14 protein-coding genes are annotated in these 20,898 nt (G+C 34.8%); 7 read left to right on the top strand and 7 right to left on the bottom strand.

Going from position 1 to position 20,898, the window contains the following annotated elements; genetic code table 11:
* The first annotated feature begins 90 nt into the window (after window positions 1-90).
* From DLK05_RS08990 to uvrB, 3 genes are all read left to right on the top strand, one after another.
* On the top strand, window positions 91-675 hold the full coding sequence (locus DLK05_RS08990; protein ID WP_127343675.1) for an HAD family hydrolase: 585 nt from the start codon (window positions 91-93) through the stop codon (window positions 673-675).
* A gap of 19 nt (window positions 676-694) precedes the next feature.
* Window positions 695-1,714: an endonuclease/exonuclease/phosphatase family protein gene (locus tag DLK05_RS08995; protein WP_127343676.1), complete on the top strand. Its 1,020-nt coding sequence runs from the start codon at window positions 695-697 to the stop codon at window positions 1,712-1,714.
* A 129-nt stretch (window positions 1,715-1,843) separates the two neighbouring features.
* Window positions 1,844-3,853 (top strand): excinuclease ABC subunit UvrB, encoded by a 2,010-nt coding sequence (gene uvrB, locus DLK05_RS09000; RefSeq protein WP_127343737.1) that lies wholly within the window; start codon window positions 1,844-1,846, stop codon window positions 3,851-3,853.
* A 47-nt stretch (window positions 3,854-3,900) separates the two neighbouring features.
* On the opposite strand, the gene DLK05_RS09005 is transcribed toward uvrB, so the two are convergent.
* Window positions 3,901-4,761 carry a sigma-70 family RNA polymerase sigma factor gene (locus DLK05_RS09005; RefSeq protein ID WP_127343677.1) on the bottom strand — a complete coding sequence of 287 codons (861 nt, stop codon included), beginning with the start codon at window positions 4,759-4,761 and terminating at the stop codon, window positions 3,901-3,903.
* Window positions 4,762-4,869: 108 nt separating this feature from the next.
* Window positions 4,870-6,315 carry a S1C family serine protease gene (locus DLK05_RS09010; protein WP_127343678.1) on the bottom strand — a complete coding sequence of 482 codons (1,446 nt, stop codon included), beginning with the start codon at window positions 6,313-6,315 and terminating at the stop codon, window positions 4,870-4,872.
* Between the two features lie 244 nt (window positions 6,316-6,559).
* Between DLK05_RS09010 and dapF the strand changes: the two genes are divergently transcribed.
* Window positions 6,560-7,345: a diaminopimelate epimerase gene (gene dapF / locus DLK05_RS09015; RefSeq protein ID WP_127343679.1), complete on the top strand. Its 786-nt coding sequence runs from the start codon at window positions 6,560-6,562 to the stop codon at window positions 7,343-7,345.
* Between the two features lie 116 nt (window positions 7,346-7,461).
* Window positions 7,462-10,278: a cache domain-containing protein gene (locus tag DLK05_RS09020; protein ID WP_127343680.1), complete on the top strand. Its 2,817-nt coding sequence runs from the start codon at window positions 7,462-7,464 to the stop codon at window positions 10,276-10,278.
* Here the strand turns inward: DLK05_RS09020 and DLK05_RS09025 are convergent.
* The 5 genes from DLK05_RS09025 to DLK05_RS09045 all read right to left on the bottom strand — a co-directional run bounded on the left by DLK05_RS09025 (window position 10,275) and on the right by DLK05_RS09045 (window position 18,800).
* Window positions 10,275-10,841, bottom strand: coding sequence for an LOG family protein (locus DLK05_RS09025; RefSeq protein WP_127343681.1), 567 nt, complete (start codon window positions 10,839-10,841; stop codon window positions 10,275-10,277). The genes DLK05_RS09020 and DLK05_RS09025 overlap by 4 nt on opposite strands.
* A gap of 104 nt (window positions 10,842-10,945) precedes the next feature.
* Window positions 10,946-12,907 (bottom strand): DNA topoisomerase (ATP-hydrolyzing) subunit B, encoded by a 1,962-nt coding sequence (gene gyrB / locus DLK05_RS09030; protein WP_127343682.1) that lies wholly within the window; start codon window positions 12,905-12,907, stop codon window positions 10,946-10,948.
* 348 nt (window positions 12,908-13,255) lie between these two features.
* Window positions 13,256-13,756, bottom strand: a complete 501-nt coding sequence (locus tag DLK05_RS09035) for a hypothetical protein (RefSeq protein WP_127343683.1) — start codon at window positions 13,754-13,756, stop codon at window positions 13,256-13,258.
* Window positions 13,757-13,879: 123 nt separating this feature from the next.
* The gene (locus DLK05_RS09040; RefSeq protein WP_127343684.1) at window positions 13,880-15,589 is read right to left on the bottom strand and encodes a TonB-dependent receptor; all 1,710 of its coding nucleotides are present in this window, start codon (window positions 15,587-15,589) and stop codon (window positions 13,880-13,882) included.
* A gap of 19 nt (window positions 15,590-15,608) precedes the next feature.
* Window positions 15,609-18,800, bottom strand: coding sequence for a tetratricopeptide repeat protein (locus DLK05_RS09045; RefSeq protein WP_127343685.1), 3,192 nt, complete (start codon window positions 18,798-18,800; stop codon window positions 15,609-15,611).
* A 268-nt stretch (window positions 18,801-19,068) separates the two neighbouring features.
* On the opposite strand from DLK05_RS09045, the gene DLK05_RS09050 reads away from it, so the two are divergent.
* Both DLK05_RS09050 and DLK05_RS09055 read left to right on the top strand, forming a co-directional pair.
* Window positions 19,069-19,776: a cell division ATP-binding protein FtsE gene (locus DLK05_RS09050; RefSeq protein ID WP_127343686.1), complete on the top strand. Its 708-nt coding sequence runs from the start codon at window positions 19,069-19,071 to the stop codon at window positions 19,774-19,776.
* 13 nt (window positions 19,777-19,789) lie between these two features.
* Window positions 19,790-20,479 carry a rhomboid family intramembrane serine protease gene (locus DLK05_RS09055; protein ID WP_235831980.1) on the top strand — a complete coding sequence of 230 codons (690 nt, stop codon included), beginning with the start codon at window positions 19,790-19,792 and terminating at the stop codon, window positions 20,477-20,479.
* Window positions 20,480-20,898 lie beyond the last annotated feature (419 nt).

A 20,898-nucleotide genomic window follows, 5' to 3' on the forward strand; every position in this document is an offset into this window, starting at 1 on the left:
AGCTATAGTAATATTGTATACTAGAAACAGATTTGTGCGATAGAGGTTTAATAATCTAGTGAAGTGAAACAATACATAAAACAAAACAGCATGAAATCGATAGAAATATACCCTAATACAAAAGCTTTAATCTTTGATTTGGATGGAACTTTGGCAGACTCGATGCCTATTCATCACGAATCATGGAAAAAGACATCAAAAATAATGGGTGTAGATTATAGTTTTGATTTTCTTTGTAGTTGTGCAGGAATGCCTACATCAGAAATCATCGAACTATTAAATCAAAGAAATAACCATTCTATTAATCCGCAGGAATTCTCCCTATTGAAAGAGGAATTTTTCACCAAGGAGATGCATAACATCAAAGAAATTTCATCAGTAACCGATTTAGTATACAAATACCACAAAAAATTGCCAATGGCTGTCGGAACTGGAGGAAAAAGAAAAATTGCCGAAGAAACCTTAAAAATTCTAGGCTTAAACAAATATTTTTCAATTCTTGTGAGTGCTGATGACGTTACACAATTTAAACCAAATCCGGAGACATTTCTGAAATGTGCTGATTTGATGGGTATATCACCACAAAATTGTCAAGTTTTCGAAGATGGTGCATTAGGCATTCAGGCAGCTCAAAAAGCCGGAATGATGGTCACAGATGTAACTCCATTTTATTAGAATTAATAAAGCTTATTTCATGTTAAGAAAATCATTATTTTTACTTTTGGTGGCTCTGGTAACCTTTTCCTGTACGAAGGAAAAAAAGGAGTATACATTTGCTTTTTATAATGTTGAAAATCTATTTGACACAATCAATGATCCAAACACAAGGGATGATGATTTCACCCCTGAAGGTAAACTTCAATACACTTCGAAGCGTTATCAGGATAAACTTGACAAAATTTCCAAGGTAATTTCCTCCATTGATAATGGAAAATCACCTGCATTGATTGGACTTTGTGAAATTGAAAATCAAAGGGTATTAAAAGATCTAATTAATGACAAGAATCTAATTTCCTCTAATTTCAAGATAGTACATATCGAAAGCCCGGATAAAAGAGGTATTGACTGTGCTTTACTCTATAATAAAAATGATTTTAAGATATTAAATCAGGAAATTATTGGAATTGAATTCCCTTGGGAGCCCGAATATAAAACTCGTGACATCCTACATGTACAAGGGATTATCGGAAATCAGGACACGCTTCACGTTTTTATAAACCACTGGCCTTCGCGCAGAGGAGGACAAGAAAAATCTGAAAAAAACAGAATATTTGTTGCCTCCCAATTACGAGCATCCGTTGATAAGATTCAAAACACAAATGCCCAAGCAAAAATCATTATTATGGGTGATTTTAATGATGAGCCAAATGACAGAGCTGTTGTGGAAAGCTTAAAAGCAGACAACAAGATAAATACTGATAATCCAAGAGCCTTATACAATCTAATGTTCAATCAGGATGCACAAGGTGAGGGAACATATTATTTTCGGGGAAACTGGAATATGCTTGATAATTTAATTGTTTCCAATAGCTTATTCAATAATAAAAATGGATACCATACAACTACTACTTCTGGTCATATTTTCTCAGAAGAATGGATGTGTTACAAAAACAAAGCTGGTGTTTTAACGCCAAGTCGGACTTACGGAGGGCCTAATTATTACGGTGGTTATAGTGATCATTTTCCCGTCTATTTTAGATTAACTGAAAATTAGAAGCAAAATATTTCAAAAATGCCAACTGCATCTCCGCAAGTTTGGCATTTTTTGTTTCTAAAAGATTCCTGCACTCATAATGTTTCTCTATTTTTAGGAAGTCACAACAGAATCTATCAAAAAAAATCTATGGATTTTAAAATTGAATCACCATATAAACCTACAGGAGATCAACCCGAAGCTATTAAACAGCTTAAAGAAGGTTTGGAAAACGGAAATCCATACCAAACTCTTTTGGGAGTTACAGGATCAGGAAAAACCTTTACCATTGCCAATGTAATTGAGCAAGTACAAAGACCAACACTCGTATTAAGTCACAACAAAACTTTGGCTGCTCAACTATATGGAGAATTTAAAAACTTTTTCCCAAATAATGCTGTTGAATATTTTGTTTCCTATTACGATTATTATCAGCCAGAAGCATATCTGCCAGTAACAGGAACCTACATAGAAAAGGATTTATCTATTAATGATGAAATTGAAAAACTTCGGTTAAGTACTTCCTCCTCCTTACTCTCGGGCAGGAAAGATGTCATTGTAGTCTCTTCTGTATCTTGTATTTACGGGATTGGAAATCCTGAAGATTTTCATGCTAATGTCACCGAAATAAAAAAGGGACAAATCATTTCTCGAAACAAATTATTACATGCTTTTGTAGATGCTTTGTATACTAGAAACGAGATCGAATTTGATCGCGGTGTATTTAGGGTAAAAGGTGATACAATTGATATTTTTCCCGCTTATGCAGATTTTGCTTATCGTATTATTTTTTGGGATGATGAGATTGAAGAAATATACTCATTTGATCCTTTAAATGGTTTAAAAATAGAAAATTACGACCAAATTAAAATCTATCCTGCCAATATATTTGTAACGAGTAAAGACAGGGTTCAAACAGCAATTCATCAGATCCAGGACGATATGGTTGCTCAAGTAAAATTCCTAAAAGATATCGGAAAACACCTGGAAGCTAAACGACTGGAGGAAAAGGTAAGTTTTGATTTAGAGATGATTCGGGAATTGGGACACTGCTCTGGTATCGAAAATTATTCACGTTATTTTGATGGCAGAAAAGCAGGTACCCGCCCCTTCTGTCTGATTGATTACTTCCCGGATGATTTTCTAATGATAATTGATGAAAGTCATGTTACCCTTCCTCAAGTTAGAGCGATGTATGGAGGTGACCATTCCCGCAAGATTAACCTTGTGGATTATGGATTTCGCTTACCTTCAGCACTTGATAATCGTCCATTGCGATTTGAGGAATTTGAGGAGATCACAGATCAAACTATTTATGTGAGTGCAACACCGGCAGACTATGAATTAGAAAAATGCGAAGGTGTTGTTGTAGAGCAAGTAATTCGTCCTACAGGATTATTAGATCCTAAAATTGATGTTCGACCAAGCCTAAATCAAATCGATGACTTGATCGCAGAAATTAACGAACGAACAGAAAAAAACGAGCGCACTTTGGTCACAACCTTAACTAAACGAATGGCTGAAGAGTTATCGGAATATTTTGCTAATTTAAATATTAGGTGTAGCTATATCCATTCCGATGTAGATACTTTAGATCGGGTGAAAATTATGGAAGATTTACGCAATGGTGTTTTTGATGTATTAATTGGGGTTAATTTATTGCGTGAAGGTCTGGATCTACCAGAAGTATCTTTAGTGGCAATATTAGATGCAGACAAGGAAGGATTCTTACGATCTACACGATCACTGGTTCAGACTTCGGGACGTGCAGCACGAAACATAAATGGACAAGTGATTATGTATGCAGATAAAATAACAAAGTCGATGCAGGAAACAATTGATTCCACCAATCATAGACGAGAAAAACAATTAGCTTACAATTCCAAGTACGGAATCTCACCAAAACAAATTCAAAGATCAAAGAAAAGCATTCTAGAACAGGGCTATAGAGTGGTAGAAAATGCTTACAGCGGTCCGGAGTCAGTGGAAATTGCAGCAGATCCAATTATTCAATACATGAGTAAGTCCAGCCTTGAAAAGAGCATAGAAAAAACGAAAAAAGCCATGCAAAAGGCAGCTAAAGAATTAGACTTTCTGCAGGCTGCTCAATATCGAGATGAAATGTATAAGTTGCAAAAACTTTTAGAGAATAAACAATAAAAAAAGCAGCTTCTCACGAAACTGCTTTAGTTATCTCAAGGGTAATATTAACCCAAATATGACTTCAATAATTTACTTCTGGAAGTATGACGCAAACGACGAATCGCTTTTTCTTTAATTTGACGAACACGCTCCCGTGTCAAACCAAATTTCTCGCCAATTTCTTCCAATGTCATTTCTTGAATTCCAATACCGAAGAATAATTTAATGATATCGCTTTCTCTTTCTGTTAAAGTAGCCAATGCGCGATCAATTTCTTTGGTTAATGATTCATTCAAGAGGCTTCTGTCTGCAATTGGAGAATCATCATTCACCAATACATCCAACAAACTGTTATCCTCTCCATCAACAAATGGAGCATCTACAGAGATATGACGACCAGAAACACGAAGAGTATCTGCAACTTTATCTGCAGGTAATTCTAAAGATTCTGCTAATTCCTCTGGTGATGGCTTTCTTTCATGTTCTTGCTCGAATTTCGAAAATGCTTTGTTGATTTTATTCAACGAACCAACCTGGTTCAATGGTAATCGAACAATTCGAGACTGCTCTGCCAAAGCCTGAAGAATTGACTGACGAATCCACCATACAGCATAAGATATGAACTTAAAACCACGAGTTTCATCAAACTTTTCTGCCGCTTTAATCAATCCAAGATTTCCTTCATTGATAAGATCAGGAAGGCTTAATCCTTGATTTTGATATTGCTTAGCTACAGAAACAACGAAACGCAAATTTGCTCTGGTTAATTTCTCCAAAGCTCTTTGGTCGCCTTTTTTGATTCGCTGCGCCAATTCAACTTCTTCTTCTACTGTAATAAGATCTTCTTTACCAATCTCTTGTAAGTACTTGTCTAATGAAGCACTCTCACGATTGGTAATTGATTTGGTTATCTTTAATTGTCTCATAGTCCCTTTTCATCGAAAATATGCCGCAAAATTAAACTATTTAATAAAAAATGTCAACATTTTTTGTCATTTAATTCGAATTATTTCTATTTTTATAGCTTGTACTTATTAATCATCTCTCAAAGAGAAGGCATAATACTTAACATTCCCATCTGGATAAATACCTGATATAAAAACGCCTCCATCTTTAACCTCCTGCAAAGCTTTTTGAATATCCTCTGTTTTATAGATTGGCTTATCGTTAATTTTATAAATAATATATCCTTCTTTTATATTTTCATCTTTTAGCTTTCCACTTCGCAGATGCTTCACTTTTACTCCCCTATTAATCTGAAGTCGATATTTTTCTTGCGAGGAAATTGGTTCAAACTCGGCTCCAAGAAAAGTTAAATCTTTAGATTTTACTATATTGGTATCTCCTAACCTGTTACGTAAAACAAGATCTATTTGTTTCTTTTTTCCATCTCTTTTTATTACAATAGCAATATGATCGCCAGGATGAAATTTACTAACCTGCTCCTGAAGTTCCGAGCTAGAATTTACAACTTTTCCGTGTACATCCAAAATAATATCTCCCATCTTTATGCCAGCCTGTTCTGCAGCTCCATCAGTATTTATTCCGGCAACGTACACTCCCTCAATCTTATCCACCCCAATTTTATCCGCCAGGTTAGCATCAATGGTTCTAATGGAAACACCAAGAAATGCTCTTTGCACTTCACCAAAGTCTTTTAAATCTCCCACCACTTTTTTAACAATTGTTACGGGAATCGCGAAAGAATAACCTGAATAAGAACCCGTTCTCGATTCAATAGCTGTATTAATACCAACCAACCTACCTCTTGTATCGACTAAAGCTCCTCCACTATTTCCTGGATTAACAGCGGCATCAGTCTGTAAGAAAGACTCAATACTCATTTGATTTCCCGAAAGGCCCAAAGTCCTGGCTTTTGCACTTATAATACCTGCAGTTACTGTAGAAGTTAAATTAAAAGGATTACCAACTGCAAGAACCCACTCTCCTAATTTCAAATCATCAGAATTTCCCATTTCAAGGTAAGGAAGATCCTTTTCATCGATCTTCAACAATGCTAAATCTGTATATGGATCCTGTCCAACTAATTTGGCCTCGTAGGATCGCTTATCATACAATACAACGTTTATTAGATTTGAACCTCTAACGACGTGATTATTTGTAACAATATAACCATCCGAAGAAATTATCACCCCAGAACCAGAACCAAGACTGGGAGCATGTTGATAATTTCTCTCAGCATTACCAAAAAGAAAATCGTAAAACGGATTCGATTGATATTCTTCGTTTGAATAAAGTGTTTTTACATGAACTACAGATTTTACAGATATTGCAGCCGCCTCTGTCAGATCAACAGAATTCCCTCCAGAAGCAGAATGACTAGCCAATTGCACTGTATTGGGTTCTGAAACAGCAATGATTTTTTTTTCGTGATTCGCAAATAAAATAAATAATAAAACAGCAACAACTCCACCCACTACAGCGGTTAAAATTCTTCCAAGAAATAATTTTGTTTTCATTTTGTAATTACTTTTATTTTTAACGATTTAAATTCCTCCTTATTGTAGTTCTTTTACACTTATATCCCAACAAAGTAAGGTGAAAGCAAAGATTTTACCTCTTGTCAAAAAATTAAACTTTTAATCTGTTGGAAAAGGAGTAATACCAATAAGATTCTTACTTTTATTACAATTTTAACGATATAACTTCATAAGTGTTCACTCATTTTCAGGTTTTAACACTTATTAACAATATTTAGACATAATGCAACTCAATTTCTTTAAGTATCAAGGTACTGGAAATGACTTTATACTAATTGACAATCGCGATTTCATCATCGATTCAAAGGACATATCATTAATTGAGAAAATTTGTGATCGGCGCTTTGGTGTAGGGGGTGATGGTTTAATGCTTTTAGAAAATGAAGAAAACTTTGATTTCCGCATGAGATATTTTAACTCAAATGGAAAAGAAGCAAGTATGTGTGGAAATGGCGGAAGATGTATTGTTGCTTTTGCATATCATCTTGGAATAATTACAGATTCAACGAGTTTTATAGCTGTTGACGGAGAACATAAAGCAAAAATACTGAACAATAAAAAGGAACTCTTGATTTCCTTACAAATGCAAAATATCTCTAAACTAGAAATCGGTGAAGATTATTTTTATCTAAATACAGGATCACCTCATTTTGTGAAATTTATTCCAAATCACAACAATTTTGACACCTATTCCGAAGGTCGGAAAATCAGAAATAACGACCGGTTTAAAAAGGAAGGTACAAATGTAAATTTCGTTTCTTTTCAAGATGATTCCATAATGGTTAGTACATTTGAAAGAGGAGTAGAAGACGAAACTTATTCTTGTGGTACTGGAGTAGTGGCAGCTGCCATTAGTGCAAGTTTTAAAACAAAGAATCAAAGTTTTAAAATCATAACCAAGGGAGGTAATTTAAAAGTTAATTTCGAAAAAATAGATTCCCAAAATATAAAAGAAATTTGGTTAACTGGTCCGGCTAAGTACGTATTTACAGGAAAGTTTAACTTATAACCTTAACCTTTCATTTTTCACAAGGCAATAAAGTTAAATCTGCTGGAAATTTATTAACTATTGATTTCTTGCATTTTAGTCAACAAAAGGCAATTCTTATAAAGCAAAATCTTAACATGAAATATATATTTGGTAAAATCTTTGAAGATAAAAGTATATCCAAAGTATTTTTGATTTCCTTACTCTCCACATCCTTTCTACTAATTATCACCTTAGGTATATTTTGGATACAACAAGAAATTCAGAAGTTTGATGAAGAATCTACAAAAGTTCAAGCAAACTTTTTTAAAAATCAAGAAAAAACCTTACAGCACGAAACTCAAACATTAATTAATTTCATAGAAAACGAACGTCGACAAACTAGAAACCTACTAAAAAAAGATATTCGCAACCGCGTTCATGAAGCACATTCCATTGCAACAAATCTTTATGAAAATTATAAAGATCAGCTTCCTGATGAGGATTTAAAAAAACTAATTGTAGATGCCTTAAGATCCGTTAGATTCAATGATGGAGAAGGGTTTTTCTACATCAACAATTTAGATGGATCTGTTATTATGGATCCTAAACAACCATCTATGGAAGGAGAAAATAGACTTTCGTTAAAGGATGTTTATGGAATGCCAATCATTCAAAATGAGATTAAAACGGCAAAAAGCAAACAGGAAGGTTATTCCAACTATTCGTGGCAAAAAGATGACGAACAAAAAATATATCCCAAAATATCATTTGTAAAACTCTTTAAACCTTACAATTGGTATATTGGATGTACGCAATATGTTGAAAAATACAAAACTGAGATCCAAAAGAAAATTCTAAATAAAATAACAGATTTAAGATTTGATGATAGTATAACCATAGCGGTTTTCAGCTTTGATGGAACATGCCTTGCTCACAGTAGAAAAGACCTAATTGGGAAAAATTTATGGTACACCAAGGATCATGATAAAAAAATGATTGTTCAAGAATTTATTACCAGAGGCACAGATGAAAACGGGGGATTTATAAGGTATTCTGATCCTTTCCAACAAGATACTTCTAAATATTTATCCAAATTAATGTATGCGAAATCTTTTAAAGATTGGCAATGGGTCATTGGATCCGGAGTACACACTGATGAGCTTAACCGTTCTATTGCTCGAAAAAAGTCAGAACTTAAGGCTAGCGTTAATAACTATATTCTAAAAGCTTGCATCATTTTACTATTAACTAGTATTTTGATTGGTTTTCTCACTCGCTTTATGATTAAAATTAGCAAATCCGGACTAAATGTATTCACTAAATTTTATGAGAAAGCAGCTTCCAAGTCTATATTAATTGATACCACTACGCTTCACTTCAAAGAGTTCAAGCGCCTTGGACAACTCGCTAATCAAATGATTCTAAAACGGCAAGAAACGGAACACCAACTAAATATCGAAACAGCTTATTTTGAACAACTTTTTGAAAATTCGCCAGAAGCAATTGCAATTACAGATAATGAAAGCAAAGGAATAAAAATCAATCGACAGTTTACCAATATCTTTGGATATACAAAAGAAGATATTGACGGTGTTGTAATTGATTCTTTACTCGCAGATGAATCAAAGAAAGAGGAGGCTAAGAATCTGAACGCAATGACATCCAAAGGTCAATTAATTGAAATTGAGACCAAAAGAAGATGTAAAAATGGTGAATTTATTGATGTCTCTATTATGGGAAACCCAATTTTAATTGAAGGAAAGTCAATAGCTATTTTTGCTATTTACCGAAACATCACACAACGGAAAGAATACGAACAGCATTTAACAGAAGCCAGACATAAAGCGGAAGAATCAGACAAGTTAAAATCTGCATTTCTAGCTAACATGTCACATGAAATAAGAACACCTATGAATCACATTCTTGGGTTTACTGATCTTATCAGCAATCAGGATATTGAGAATGAAGACCGTCAGGAATATGCTGAACTTATTAAGCAAAGTGGCAATAGTTTACTTCAGTTAATCAACAACATTATCGACTTATCAAAAATCGAGTCTAAACAGATTAAATTAAACAAACAAAAAATAAGTATTAATCGAATCTTATCCTCATTATACGAAAAGTACTATCACCATAAGAATACTATTCAAAAGTCTCATCTTATATTAAAAATTCAGAAAGCATTAAGTGATAAAGATTCTGTCATCATTTCTGATGCTCATCGTTTGGAACAATTGCTTTCTAATTTAATTGAGAATGCGATAAAATTCACAAATGAGGGATCTGTGGAATTTGGTTATCATCTAAAAGATCAAAAAACTATTGAATTTTTCGTGAAAGATACCGGTATAGGCATCCCTAAGTCTGCTATTCAAAATATTTTTCAACTTTTCAGACAATTTGATGGATCAGATACAAGACAATTTGGAGGAACAGGTCTTGGTTTAACCATTTCTCAGCGTTTAGCAGAGTTATTAGGAGGCGAAATTAGTGTGAAGTCTGAAGAAAATAAAGGAACTTCATTTTATGTCAGTCTTCCCTATATTCAAAATTACAAACTTGATCAATCTTCTGAAATCGGGAAGGAAAAACTATATGACTGGAGTGGAAAGAAAATTTTAATAGTGGATGATGAGAAAAATAATTATGCATTTTTCAAGGCTAGTTTAACTAAAACCAATGCTGAAATTATTTGGGCAAAAAATGGAATAGAGGCAATATCCTTTTGCGAAAAGGTAAAGGTAGACATGATTCTTATGGACATACAAATGCCTGTGATGAATGGATACGAAGCAACTAAGCAAATTAAATTGCAGAATGCTCAAATTCCAATTATCGGACAAACCTCTTTTGTTCAAAAAGAATACAAGCAAAAAGTTATGGATGCCGGATGCGACGATTATCTCACAAAACCAATAAAATCAAGTGTTCTACTTGAATCAATCAATAAACAATTCTTCATTAATTAATCCATCTTGGATGGGATAGAGTTGCTACTATTAGTATAAATATAATCAAGTGCAGCCTGCGATGAATTTACAAATTTATAGAGTTTGCGATAATTATCATCTGCGAAACCTTGATCATATGCTTGTTCAAATTGCAAGTACATTGGGTTATAAAAACCATTTGTATTGACTATTACAATAGGATTTTGGTGATAACTCAATTGTTTAAGAGTGATTACCTCCATAAGTTCTTCCAGGGTACCAAATCCGCCAGGTAAAGCAATAAATGCATCTGCCTTATCTTGCAAAATCTTTTTCCGCTCCATCATATCCGAAGTGACAACCAACTCATCCAAGTCATCCGCAGCAATACCTTTGTTTTTTATTGATTCAGGAATTACACCAATCACTCTAGCTCCGAAAGACTGTGCTGTCTTAGCAAGCTCATTCATTAATCCGACATTTGTTCCTCCATATATCAATTGATGTCCTCCTCTGCCAATAGCAGATCCAAGATCTCTGGCTTCTTTAAAATAAATTTCACCTACAAAATTACTGGATGAACAAAACACGCATATATTCATTTTCTTATTATTAAGGATTATTAAAAATAAAAACTTAAATGCTAATAATAAAAAAGCCCTCGAGTAATCTACTCAAGGGCTTTTGAAATATTCAATAATTACTACTAAGCATCTATATTTGCATAAGTAGCATTTCTTTCTATAAATTCACGTCTTGGTGGTACCTCATCTCCCATTAACATTGAAAATACATGATCTGCTTCTGCAGCATTATCAATGGTAACCTGACGTAAAGTTCTGTCTTCAGGGTTCATTGTAGTTTCCCATAACTGATGGGCACTCATTTCTCCAAGACCTTTGTATCGTTGAATGTGCAAAGAACTTTCTTTTCCACCTCCCCAATCTTCTATTAAGCGAAGTCGCTGATTCTCATCCCAACAATATTGCTGATTCTTCCCTTTTTTCACCAAATACAAAGGAGGAGTTGCAATGTATAAATATCCATTTTCGATAAGAGGTTTCATATAACGGAAAAAGAATGTCATAATAAGCGTAGCAATATGGCTACCATCGACGTCGGCATCACACATAATTATGGTTTTGTGATATCTCAACTTTTCCATATTAACAGCTTTACTATCTTCTTCTGTTCCAAAAGTAACTCCAAGTGCAGTAAATATATTTTTAATCTCCTCGCTTTCAAAAACCTTATGTTGCATGGCTTTCTCCACATTCAAAATTTTACCTTTTAATGGTAATATTGCCTGAAATTTACGATCTCGACCTTGTTTTGCAGTACCTCCTGCCGAATCTCCCTCGACAAGGAATATTTCACATTTAACAGGATCTTTATCCGAACAATCTGATAATTTTCCAGGAAGACCTGAACCCCCTAAAATAGTTTTCCTTTGCACTAACTCGCGAGCTTTCCTTGCTGCATGACGCGCAGTTGCAGCCATTATCACCTTCTGAACAATGGTTCTTGCATCTTTTGGATGCTCTTCCAGATAATTGGAAAGCATAGAGCTTACCGCCTGATCAACAGCAATACTGATCTCTGAATTACCTAATTTTGTTTTGGTTTGTCCTTCGAACTGTGGTTCTGCCACCTTAACAGAAATAACAGCCGTCAGACCTTCACGAAAATCATCCCCACTAATATCAAATTTAAGTTTGGCTAACATTCCTGATTTTTCAGCAAAACTTTTTAAAGTTCTGGTCAAACCTCTCCTAAATCCAGTTAAATGAGTACCACCTTCAATTGTATTGATATTATTCACATACGAATGAATATTTTCCGAGAATGAAGTATTGTACTGTAGTGCTATTTCAACCGGAACATCATTCTTATCTGTAGATACATTAATAACATCCTCAATCAGTCTTTCTCTGGTATTATCCAAATATTCAACAAATTCTTTCAATCCCTCTTCAGAATAAAAAGTATCAGTTTTATATTCCCCATTCTCATCTTGCTCACGCTTATCGGTAATCTTTAAACGTATATTTTTATTCAAGAAAGCCAATTCACGCAAACGAGCGGCTAAAATATCATATTTATATTCTGTAGTAAGAAATATCGTATCATCTGGTCTAAAAGTAATATTAGTACCTGTAACATCTGTTTCCCCAACAACTTTAATATCTGCCAAAGGCTTACCTTGCGAATACTCCTGTAAAAACACTTTGCCTTCCCGATGAATTTCAGCTTTCAGATGAATGGATAAAGCATTTACACAAGAAACACCTACACCATGTAAACCTCCCGAAACCTTGTAAGAATCTTTATCAAACTTACCTCCAGCGTGCAATACAGTCATCACAACCTCTAAAGCCGACCGATTCTCCTTTGTATGTATGGCGGTTGGTATACCACGACCATTATCCGTAACAGTGATAGAATTATCTTCGTTGATAAATACTTCAATATTATCACAATATCCGACTAATGCCTCATCAATGGAGTTATCCACCACCTCGTACACCAAATGGTGTAATCCTTTAACATTTACATCTCCAATATACATGGAAGGGCGTTTGCGAACCGCTTCCAAACCTTCTAACACCTGAATATTATCCGCGGAATATTCAGCATTTCCATTTGGCTTATTTTCTAAATCACTCATTTATCAGATCTTTAGTTTTCAAAAGAAAGAAACAGGCCATAAATCCAACACAAAAGGATGGAATCCTGACCCTATATTCTTATTTTTTTAAGTGTAATTTTCAGAATATTCTCCAGGAGTAAAATTAAAGTAGTAATCTCCATAAAATTAATCATCACAATTTTAAACAAAAACCTTTAAAATCAGGAACTTAACAAGCACCCTTCCCTGGAAAACAAAAGTAAAACAAAGATAATAAAAATGATGAATTTAAGGACGGAAAATAGTGGAAAAATCATGTGTCATATTTAGTTTTTGACAAAGCCATTTAATAAGCATAAAAACAGCTAGTATTACACGATTTTATGTCTAGAATTGAATAGAATGTTTTTGACGTGGTCTCTTCATTTTAAAGCGAATTAAAAAATGGCTTATTTTCTCACCGGAATCTGTAGTTCCATATTCATGCAACTCAAATAAAGTATTAACATTTTTATAAACCTTAGGCATAGCTCTCCACATTCTATAGAAAACTACTTGAACATTCTCCAAATCAGCATTATCTAATTTTAATTTAAGCACTTCCTTTTTCTTTGGCATGACAAACACGCTCACACCATGATGCTTCCAGGTAATTGCCTCTTCGGCAACAAATGACATATTTAAGGTATCTCTGGTAATATCAAACAGGTAAGTTATATCTTTCGCATCATTACCAATCTCCATCAGAATATCTATCGGTTTTTGGTCGTTGTTCACCGATAGTTTCCATCGCTCTAATTGTTGTGCTGCTATACTTCCTCCAGACAATAAAAAAAATAAGCAAAGGAACTTTGTTAATGTGTATATAGAATTTATATTAAACTTCATAAATGTAGTGGATTCGGTTTTATAAATTAAAACTAATAAAAAATATCCAATAAACAATATATTAGTTTATTAAAAAAATAAAAACCTCAATTCCCCTAATCTTTATTCCTCTCAACCTTTTGATTAGAATAAAATTTTCACTCCAATTAAGAAGTTAAATCCTTGGCTAGGATATCCCTCCCATCTATAATATCTGTCAGCAAATAAATTATTAACAACTACAAAAGTGGTGAAGTGTTCGTTAAACAAATAATTTGCTCCCACATTAAAATCATAAACAGCATCTAATGCTTGATTTTGTCCGGAATACAAAACTGGTCTTTCTCCAATAATATTTACCCCAACCTTAAAATTTAATTCTTTGGTAAACTGATAATTCCCATTCACATTTAATTCAAATTGAGGTTTATGCCATGCATCTGCCAGCTGATTTAAAGAATAATGATAAAAGGTGAATTTTGAATTCAATTTCAACCGATCCGTCCATTCGATATTTGCTTCCGCTTGCAGTTTCAACAAACTAATATCATCGTAAAGCACCCCAAATTTATTGGAATAAGTAGGTAAAAAGAACACTGCATCCGGAGGATAAATATCTGTCTTTACAAAGAAATATTGTTGATCGATAGCAGCATATTCCGCAGTAAGACTGAAAGAGGCTTTCGAAGAAATGCTCCCCTTCACCCCACCATATAATCTATATTTTTTATTAGATGGCAAGACATTCAATCCAGAAAAAATGAAAGAATTTTCCTTAGCAATACTCTTATATTTATTCATTTCTAAATCCCCATCGATACCGGCAAAAAGACTTAATATCCCATCCACAGCATTAACATCAATTGAGATATCAGGATAAATTTTCGTTTTAGAATCATCTCCCATTGCCAAAACTGCATGCGCACCCAATTTAAGATTCAGTCTTCCGGTTTGGAGTAAATATTGAGGGTTAATACTCCATTTTAGAGTTTTTCGTTCCTTAATAAATTCATCCCCTTTCCAATGATTTAATCCATCGATAGCAAAATATTCAAATTTAGACAGTAGACTCCAAAATCCATCACCATGTCTTATTTTTGCTTTTGCATCTATATCCAAATCATTTTCTTTTACTGCTATATCATCAGCAAAATGATTAAATGATAAGCCAATATCAAATAGAGGTTTCTCCGCATCTTTTAAATTCGATTGGAAATCAGCAGATAGTCCGAAAATATTTTGCTTTTGTTTCTCGTAAGGAAACAAATCCTGCCAAATATCACCTACATCCTCCGATTTTGGAAATCCAAAATAATTATATCTCAAATGCTGATAGAACACTCTCCCGCTTAATTCCCCCTCCTCTAAATATGCTGAACCATACACCTCTGCCAATTGTTCTACCCAATCTGGCTTTTCCTTATTTCCATTTTCCAGTTTTAGTTTCCCATTGGTAGAATAATGTCGAAGATGGAAACCTATGTCAGTGGTTTTGGATCTTTGATTATTAAAACGATAATCCCCAAACAAACTGGAATAATTGCCTCCAGCAAGAGATAAACTACTTGAATAAATAGGCTTTAAAGGCTCTCCAACAATTTTTGCAGCAGGAATTACCGCAGGTGTAAAAGCAACGGATAGTGGTCTGGTTAGCACAAAATAAGTGAAATTTGGAGTAAAACTGGTAGTATCTAGAATAACAGGTAATTCCCCAATTCTGGATGCTTTATTAATTTTAGGTTGATATGAGGTTCTTACTTGTATCTCCTTATTTAAATCTCGTTGTTCCTGTGCTTGCATGCTGTAATTCATGGAACCAATCGCAAGTAAGGTATATATGATTTTCTTTAACATCTTTCCTTGTTTTGTATTTTTACTTAGCGTTTATATCTTCCTTCTTCAGCATCTCCTTCAACATCAATCTCTCTTCATCTACCCCCAAAGAATCACTCTTCTTCTTAGTATCTTCGAATAACTTCTTATTTTCGTCCGGATCAGAACCTTCAAAAGGAAGCTCTATTTCTTTTTTTTGAATCTTCTCCTCGTTCTGCTTCTCTTCCTGAAGCAACACATTCAACTTTTTCTGTGTTCTGAGGAGGATATCATCATCTTTTACACCATAATTATCAATTATACTTTGTAAAGTGTAACGAGCCTGAAAACGATCCCCTTTTTGAAGATAAACATCCGATAGGAGTAAAAAACTCTCGGCCAACCAATATTGATGTGGTGAATTCATTTCTATAAACTGATTGATTTCCTTCTCTGACAGATCGTATTTAGCCTTGTCAAAATAAAGTTTTGCCAACAAAAATTTAGCTTCCGCACCCTCAGTACTTTGTGTTTCTATGGTAAGAGATTTTAAATCAGCCAAAGCTTTAACGGATTCTTTAAGGGCTAAATAAGATTTTGCCTGCTTATAAGTTGCTTCGCGAACAATTTCTTCCTGTACTTTTGGAAGATTTAGCACCTCTTTTGCAGCATCAATACAAACCTGAAAATCATTTAACTCATACGCAGTTCTCATATAGCCTATTTTCGCAATTCGAATGTGTTCCGGAATCTCGCTACTCTGCTTTAATCTCAAAAATTGCGATTTCGCTGCAACAAAATTTCCTTTTCGGTAATTCAGTTGCGAAGCTGCCAGAAGAGCTTTCTCCGTAAATAAATTATCAGATTGCTTTAACACCTCCTCAAATCCTGTTAAAGCCTCCTCATATTTTTTTTGATTTAATGCCGCATCTGCTTTGTAAAACTGAGCATTTAAACAAAACATCCCATTGGGGAAATTCGCTAAATACTGAGAGAATGCCTTTGTTCCACGCTCACTTTCACCATTCATATATAAACGTTCAGCCGATATATAGCTCAAGGAATCTTTTTCCGAGCTTCTAACACGAACTCCTCCATCAAAGGATTCTGCAAAAGCAAAATAATCGTCCACCTGATTGAGATCGATATACACATTTTTCAATCCAGTAAATGCACTTTTCTTTTCTTCACTTTGCGGATATTTCATCACCACCTGTTTATAGTAGTGAATAGCTTGCTGGTAATCTTTTAAATTATAATTCATCAGGCCTAATTGTACCAAAGCTTTTGCAGCGTAACTACTTTGAGGATTATTGTCCACCAATTCTTTGTACATCTTAATTGCGCTACGCTGATCACCAAGTTTTACTTTTGCTCTCGCCAATTCATATAAAGCATCATCGGTATATTCCGAATTGGGATATGTATTTTTTAATTTTTCAAGCAAGCTCACCTTCTCTTTAGGCTGATTTAATAAACCCAAGACAAAAGCTTGTTGATAAATAGCATAATCTGCATCCCACTTTGCACCATTTGCCGCCTTAGCATAAAATTCAGCAGCTTTCTGATATTCCCTATCCAAAAAGAAACAATCTCCAATTCTATTGTAAGCATCCCAAACATAACGATCCTCTATCGTTGCCTGATTTACAAACTTGCGATACCAGTCGGAAGCATTCTCATACTTATCCATCTCAAAATAAGCAGAAGCAATATTGTAATAAGCGCGACCAAAATAAACAGAAGCACCAACTCCGGAAGCAAGTAAAAACTTCTTATACAAAACAATTGCTTCTTCAAAATCCTGCACTCTGTATTTCGCTTCTGCTTTCCAATACAGACATTCCGCAGCAATTTTTGAATTATAAATTTGATATTGCAAGGAAGCATCGAAAGATTTTACTGCCTCGGGGTATTTCAATTGCTTCATCCATTCCAAACCACGCAACCACGAAACTCTTTGATAAGCTCTCTTAATCTGAGGAGTTTTATTCTTGATCTTATCCATAGAAGCCAAAGCATCGCCATAATTTTTGGTAGTCATATAAACCTTCACCAAATAGTCATAGGCCTCATCATTCCGATTGGAATCGGGATATTTCTGCAAATATTCATCGAATGCTTTTATGGTTTCATTAAATGGAGAATAGGATAATTCATAGGTGAGCTTAGCAAAGTTAAAAAGTGCATCTTGCTGCATATTTTTATCGAAATCCATTCTGGCGGTACTTGCAAAAGCCACCTTAGCACCACTTTTATTTCCGGTTTTTAAATAACAATCTGCCAAACAATAACTCGCAATCTGCAGCATCTCGTCCTCTTCCCCCCCTACTCTTTCGAATTGTGTAATGGCTTTTTCAAATTCCTGTTGCTTGTAAAGACAATAGCCATAAGCAAATCGATCTCCACGAGTTAGACTCTCTTTCCCTCGCTCCAGAAAAGGAATTGCTTTTTGATACTCCTTAAGCTGATAGTGCGATAATCCTATCATCTTAGCAATTTCAGCACGTCGGGAAACGGTTACATCCTCTAATAGAGGAATTGCATAGGCTAATAATTGAGAATATTTTTCCTGTAAATAATAAATCTGAGTAATGTAGTAGGGAACAATAGGCGCGAAAGTCTTGTTGGTAACCAATTTCTCAAAGCCCAATAAAGCAGTCTGGTATTTATGATCGAGATAAGCAATGTGGGCATAATAATAATTTGCCGGAGCATTGTATTCTCCCGACACCTCGATAATCTCATAAAAATGCTTTTTAGCTTGCTCATAATCTTTCCGCATAAAATAGGAATAGCCCATTTTAAACTGATATTCCGGCAAGTCATTGTGATTTAGCTGATACACATCAACCTTATTAAACCAGAGTAAAGCCTCCTTGTATTTTTTATTTCTATACTGCTGTCTCCCTAACTGAAAATAGGCAGCTTGTAATTGGTTACTTTCAGGATGATTCCGAATGAAAGCCTGCATCTCTTCTTCCGCATCAGGGCGAAATAATTCAATAGAACACCATGCCATGTAAAATTCAGCCTGAGCTTTCCGGCAGGAATGAGATTGCGGTTCTAACTCTAAATAATCTGCAAACTCGTGCCAGGCAGCTCCAAAATTCTTATTCTGAAACTTTTCTACTGCCGACTGCCATCGTTCTGATTCGGAATCGTGTTGTAATGTTTTTTGGGCTTGTGTGCTGAAGCCAATACATAAAAAAAACAGGGAGGTTAAAATACCCAATCGATATTTGTTTCTCATATAGCTTGCGTGTGTGTAGATATAACAAGTGAACCAGGCCAAAATAATCTATCCCGGAAGACTAATTATTATGAGCTTTGGAGATCACTAAATTCAGGCTTAAAGGTAAAAATAATATAGCAGTTCATCGTAAAATAAAACGCAGGATATCCTTAAAAATTGTACTACTTAAACGGTAAGAAAATAAGTCGGAAAAAAGTATCAGCCGGAATTATTTTTTAGATTTGTAGTTCTACGCATGAATCGTTCATCTAAAATCAAAAATTACATGTCAGAATCTGCAATCATTGTATTAAATAAAGCTACTATCCGTCAAGCGGACAACATTATCCTAACAGATGTTAACCTGAAAATTGAGAAAGGGGAATTTGTTTATCTAATTGGAAAAGTGGGTAGTGGAAAAACCAGTTTACTAAAAACTTTATATGCAGATTTACCGCTTTCAGAAGGTGGAGGATCGGTTGCAGGATATTATCTAAAAATCATCAAAAGAAAACAAATTCCTTTTTTGCGTCGGAAGATTGGTATTGTATTTCAAGATTTCCAGTTACTCACTGATCGTAGTGTTCATCACAACCTGGAGTTTGTATTAAGGGCTACGGGATGGAAAAATAAAAATGAAATTGACAGGCGTATTGAAGATGTTCTGGAAAAGGTGAACATGGGAAAGAAAGGATATAAGATGCCGCACGAACTGTCTGGTGGTGAGCAACAACGTATTGTAATAGCACGTGCCTTATTAAATTCTCCTGATATTATTCTTGCCGATGAGCCAACCGGAAATCTGGATCCTGAGACCTCGGATGAATTAGTAGAATTATTGAGGGATATTAGCAAAAACGGCCGTACGATTATTATGGCAACACACCAGTACGACTTATTGCAGAAATACCCTGCCCGAATCATGGAATGCATTCAGGGGAAATTAGTAGAGAAATCGGAGAAGCTGGAGGAAACAGAAAGTCAATCTTCTTAATTTATCCAAGACATTGAAATCGCCACTCACACCTCAGATGAACCTGGAAAGACTAAAAGTGAAACATAGTCTGGTCTTTCCAATTCTATTTCTTTTTCTGATGTGGGCGGTAAAGCTTTTCGAATGGGGTTTAGGATTAGATCTGTATTATCTGGGTATCTTCCCATTACATACCAAAGGATTGATAGGAATTCTCACCAGTCCTTTTATTCACCGGGACTTTGATCATCTGATTGCCAATAGTCTTCCTTTTTTTGTTTTAAGTTGGGGAATTTTCTATTTCTACCGATCGTTGGCCTACCGGATATTTTTTCTTTGCTATTTTACTACTAATATATTGGTATGGCTTGGTGCCCGCGAAGCCTATCATATTGGTGCCAGTGGATTAGTTTATGCCTTTGCATCTTTTCTATTTTTCAGCGGCATTATTCGCAACTATTACCGACTGATTGCCATTTCTTTTGTGGTCGCCTTTTTATATGGTGGATTGTTCTGGGGTATCTTTCCAATTCTAAAAGATGTTTCATGGGAAGGTCACCTTTTTGGTGGATTTTCCGGTTTAATATATGCGCTTGCTTACCGCGATAAAGGTCCTCAAAAGCCAAAATCCAGATGGACGGATGAAGATCAGGAAGAAAATACCATTCCTGAAGAAATATGGAATTCCGAGCTATTTGGCACAAAGGAAGAATTGCGGAAATAGCAATCAAATCTTGTCAAAGGCTTTTGTTTAAACCGTTCGTATCGAGTAGTACAAATTCATTATTATCAACCATCCAGACTCCCACCAAAAGCAAAAGTCTGGAAAATAGTGCTTATTTTGGATCAAACCGAAAATTGGGGAGAATAATCAGGGCTTTATCTTTACTGTCCTATTTAATTAAGATTAACCGATACAACACACTATGAAAGCCTAGTTCGCTTTTTGTTACCTTCAGATTTACTGTAATCAGTAACTTTAAAGGAGTTTTTACTGCTCCTTCCTTGTGCAGAAACAACTCCAAGCATTTTGAGATCTCTTTTCCTTATGCAAAAACAACTCCAAGCATTTTGAGATCTCTTTTCCTTATGCAAAAACAACTCCAAGCATTTTGAGATCTCTTTTCCTTGTGCAGAAACAGC

Origin of the sequence: Ancylomarina longa, assembly GCF_003996985.1 — a bacterium.
Taxonomy (GTDB): domain Bacteria; phylum Bacteroidota; class Bacteroidia; order Bacteroidales; family Marinifilaceae; genus Ancylomarina_A; species Ancylomarina_A longa.

Bases quoted from the DNA above. Each gene is read 5' to 3' on its own strand.
- DLK05_RS08990 (WP_127343675.1), top strand. From the start codon at position 91: ATGAAATCGATAGAAATATACCCTAATACAAAAGCTTTAATCTTTGAT.
- DLK05_RS08995 (WP_127343676.1), top strand. From the start codon at position 695: ATGTTAAGAAAATCATTATTTTTACTTTTGGTGGCTCTGGTAACCTTT.
- uvrB (WP_127343737.1), top strand. From the start codon at position 1,844: ATGGATTTTAAAATTGAATCACCATATAAACCTACAGGAGATCAACCC.
- DLK05_RS09005 (WP_127343677.1), bottom strand. From the start codon at position 4,761: ATGAGACAATTAAAGATAACCAAATCAATTACCAATCGTGAGAGTGCT.
- DLK05_RS09010 (WP_127343678.1), bottom strand. From the start codon at position 6,315: ATGAAAACAAAATTATTTCTTGGAAGAATTTTAACCGCTGTAGTGGGT.
- dapF (WP_127343679.1), top strand. From the start codon at position 6,560: ATGCAACTCAATTTCTTTAAGTATCAAGGTACTGGAAATGACTTTATA.
- DLK05_RS09020 (WP_127343680.1), top strand. From the start codon at position 7,462: ATGAAATATATATTTGGTAAAATCTTTGAAGATAAAAGTATATCCAAA.
- DLK05_RS09025 (WP_127343681.1), bottom strand. From the start codon at position 10,841: ATGAATATATGCGTGTTTTGTTCATCCAGTAATTTTGTAGGTGAAATT.
- gyrB (WP_127343682.1), bottom strand. From the start codon at position 12,907: ATGAGTGATTTAGAAAATAAGCCAAATGGAAATGCTGAATATTCCGCG.
- DLK05_RS09035 (WP_127343683.1), bottom strand. From the start codon at position 13,756: ATGAAGTTTAATATAAATTCTATATACACATTAACAAAGTTCCTTTGC.
- DLK05_RS09040 (WP_127343684.1), bottom strand. From the start codon at position 15,589: ATGTTAAAGAAAATCATATATACCTTACTTGCGATTGGTTCCATGAAT.
- DLK05_RS09045 (WP_127343685.1), bottom strand. From the start codon at position 18,800: ATGAGAAACAAATATCGATTGGGTATTTTAACCTCCCTGTTTTTTTTA.
- DLK05_RS09050 (WP_127343686.1), top strand. From the start codon at position 19,069: ATGTCAGAATCTGCAATCATTGTATTAAATAAAGCTACTATCCGTCAA.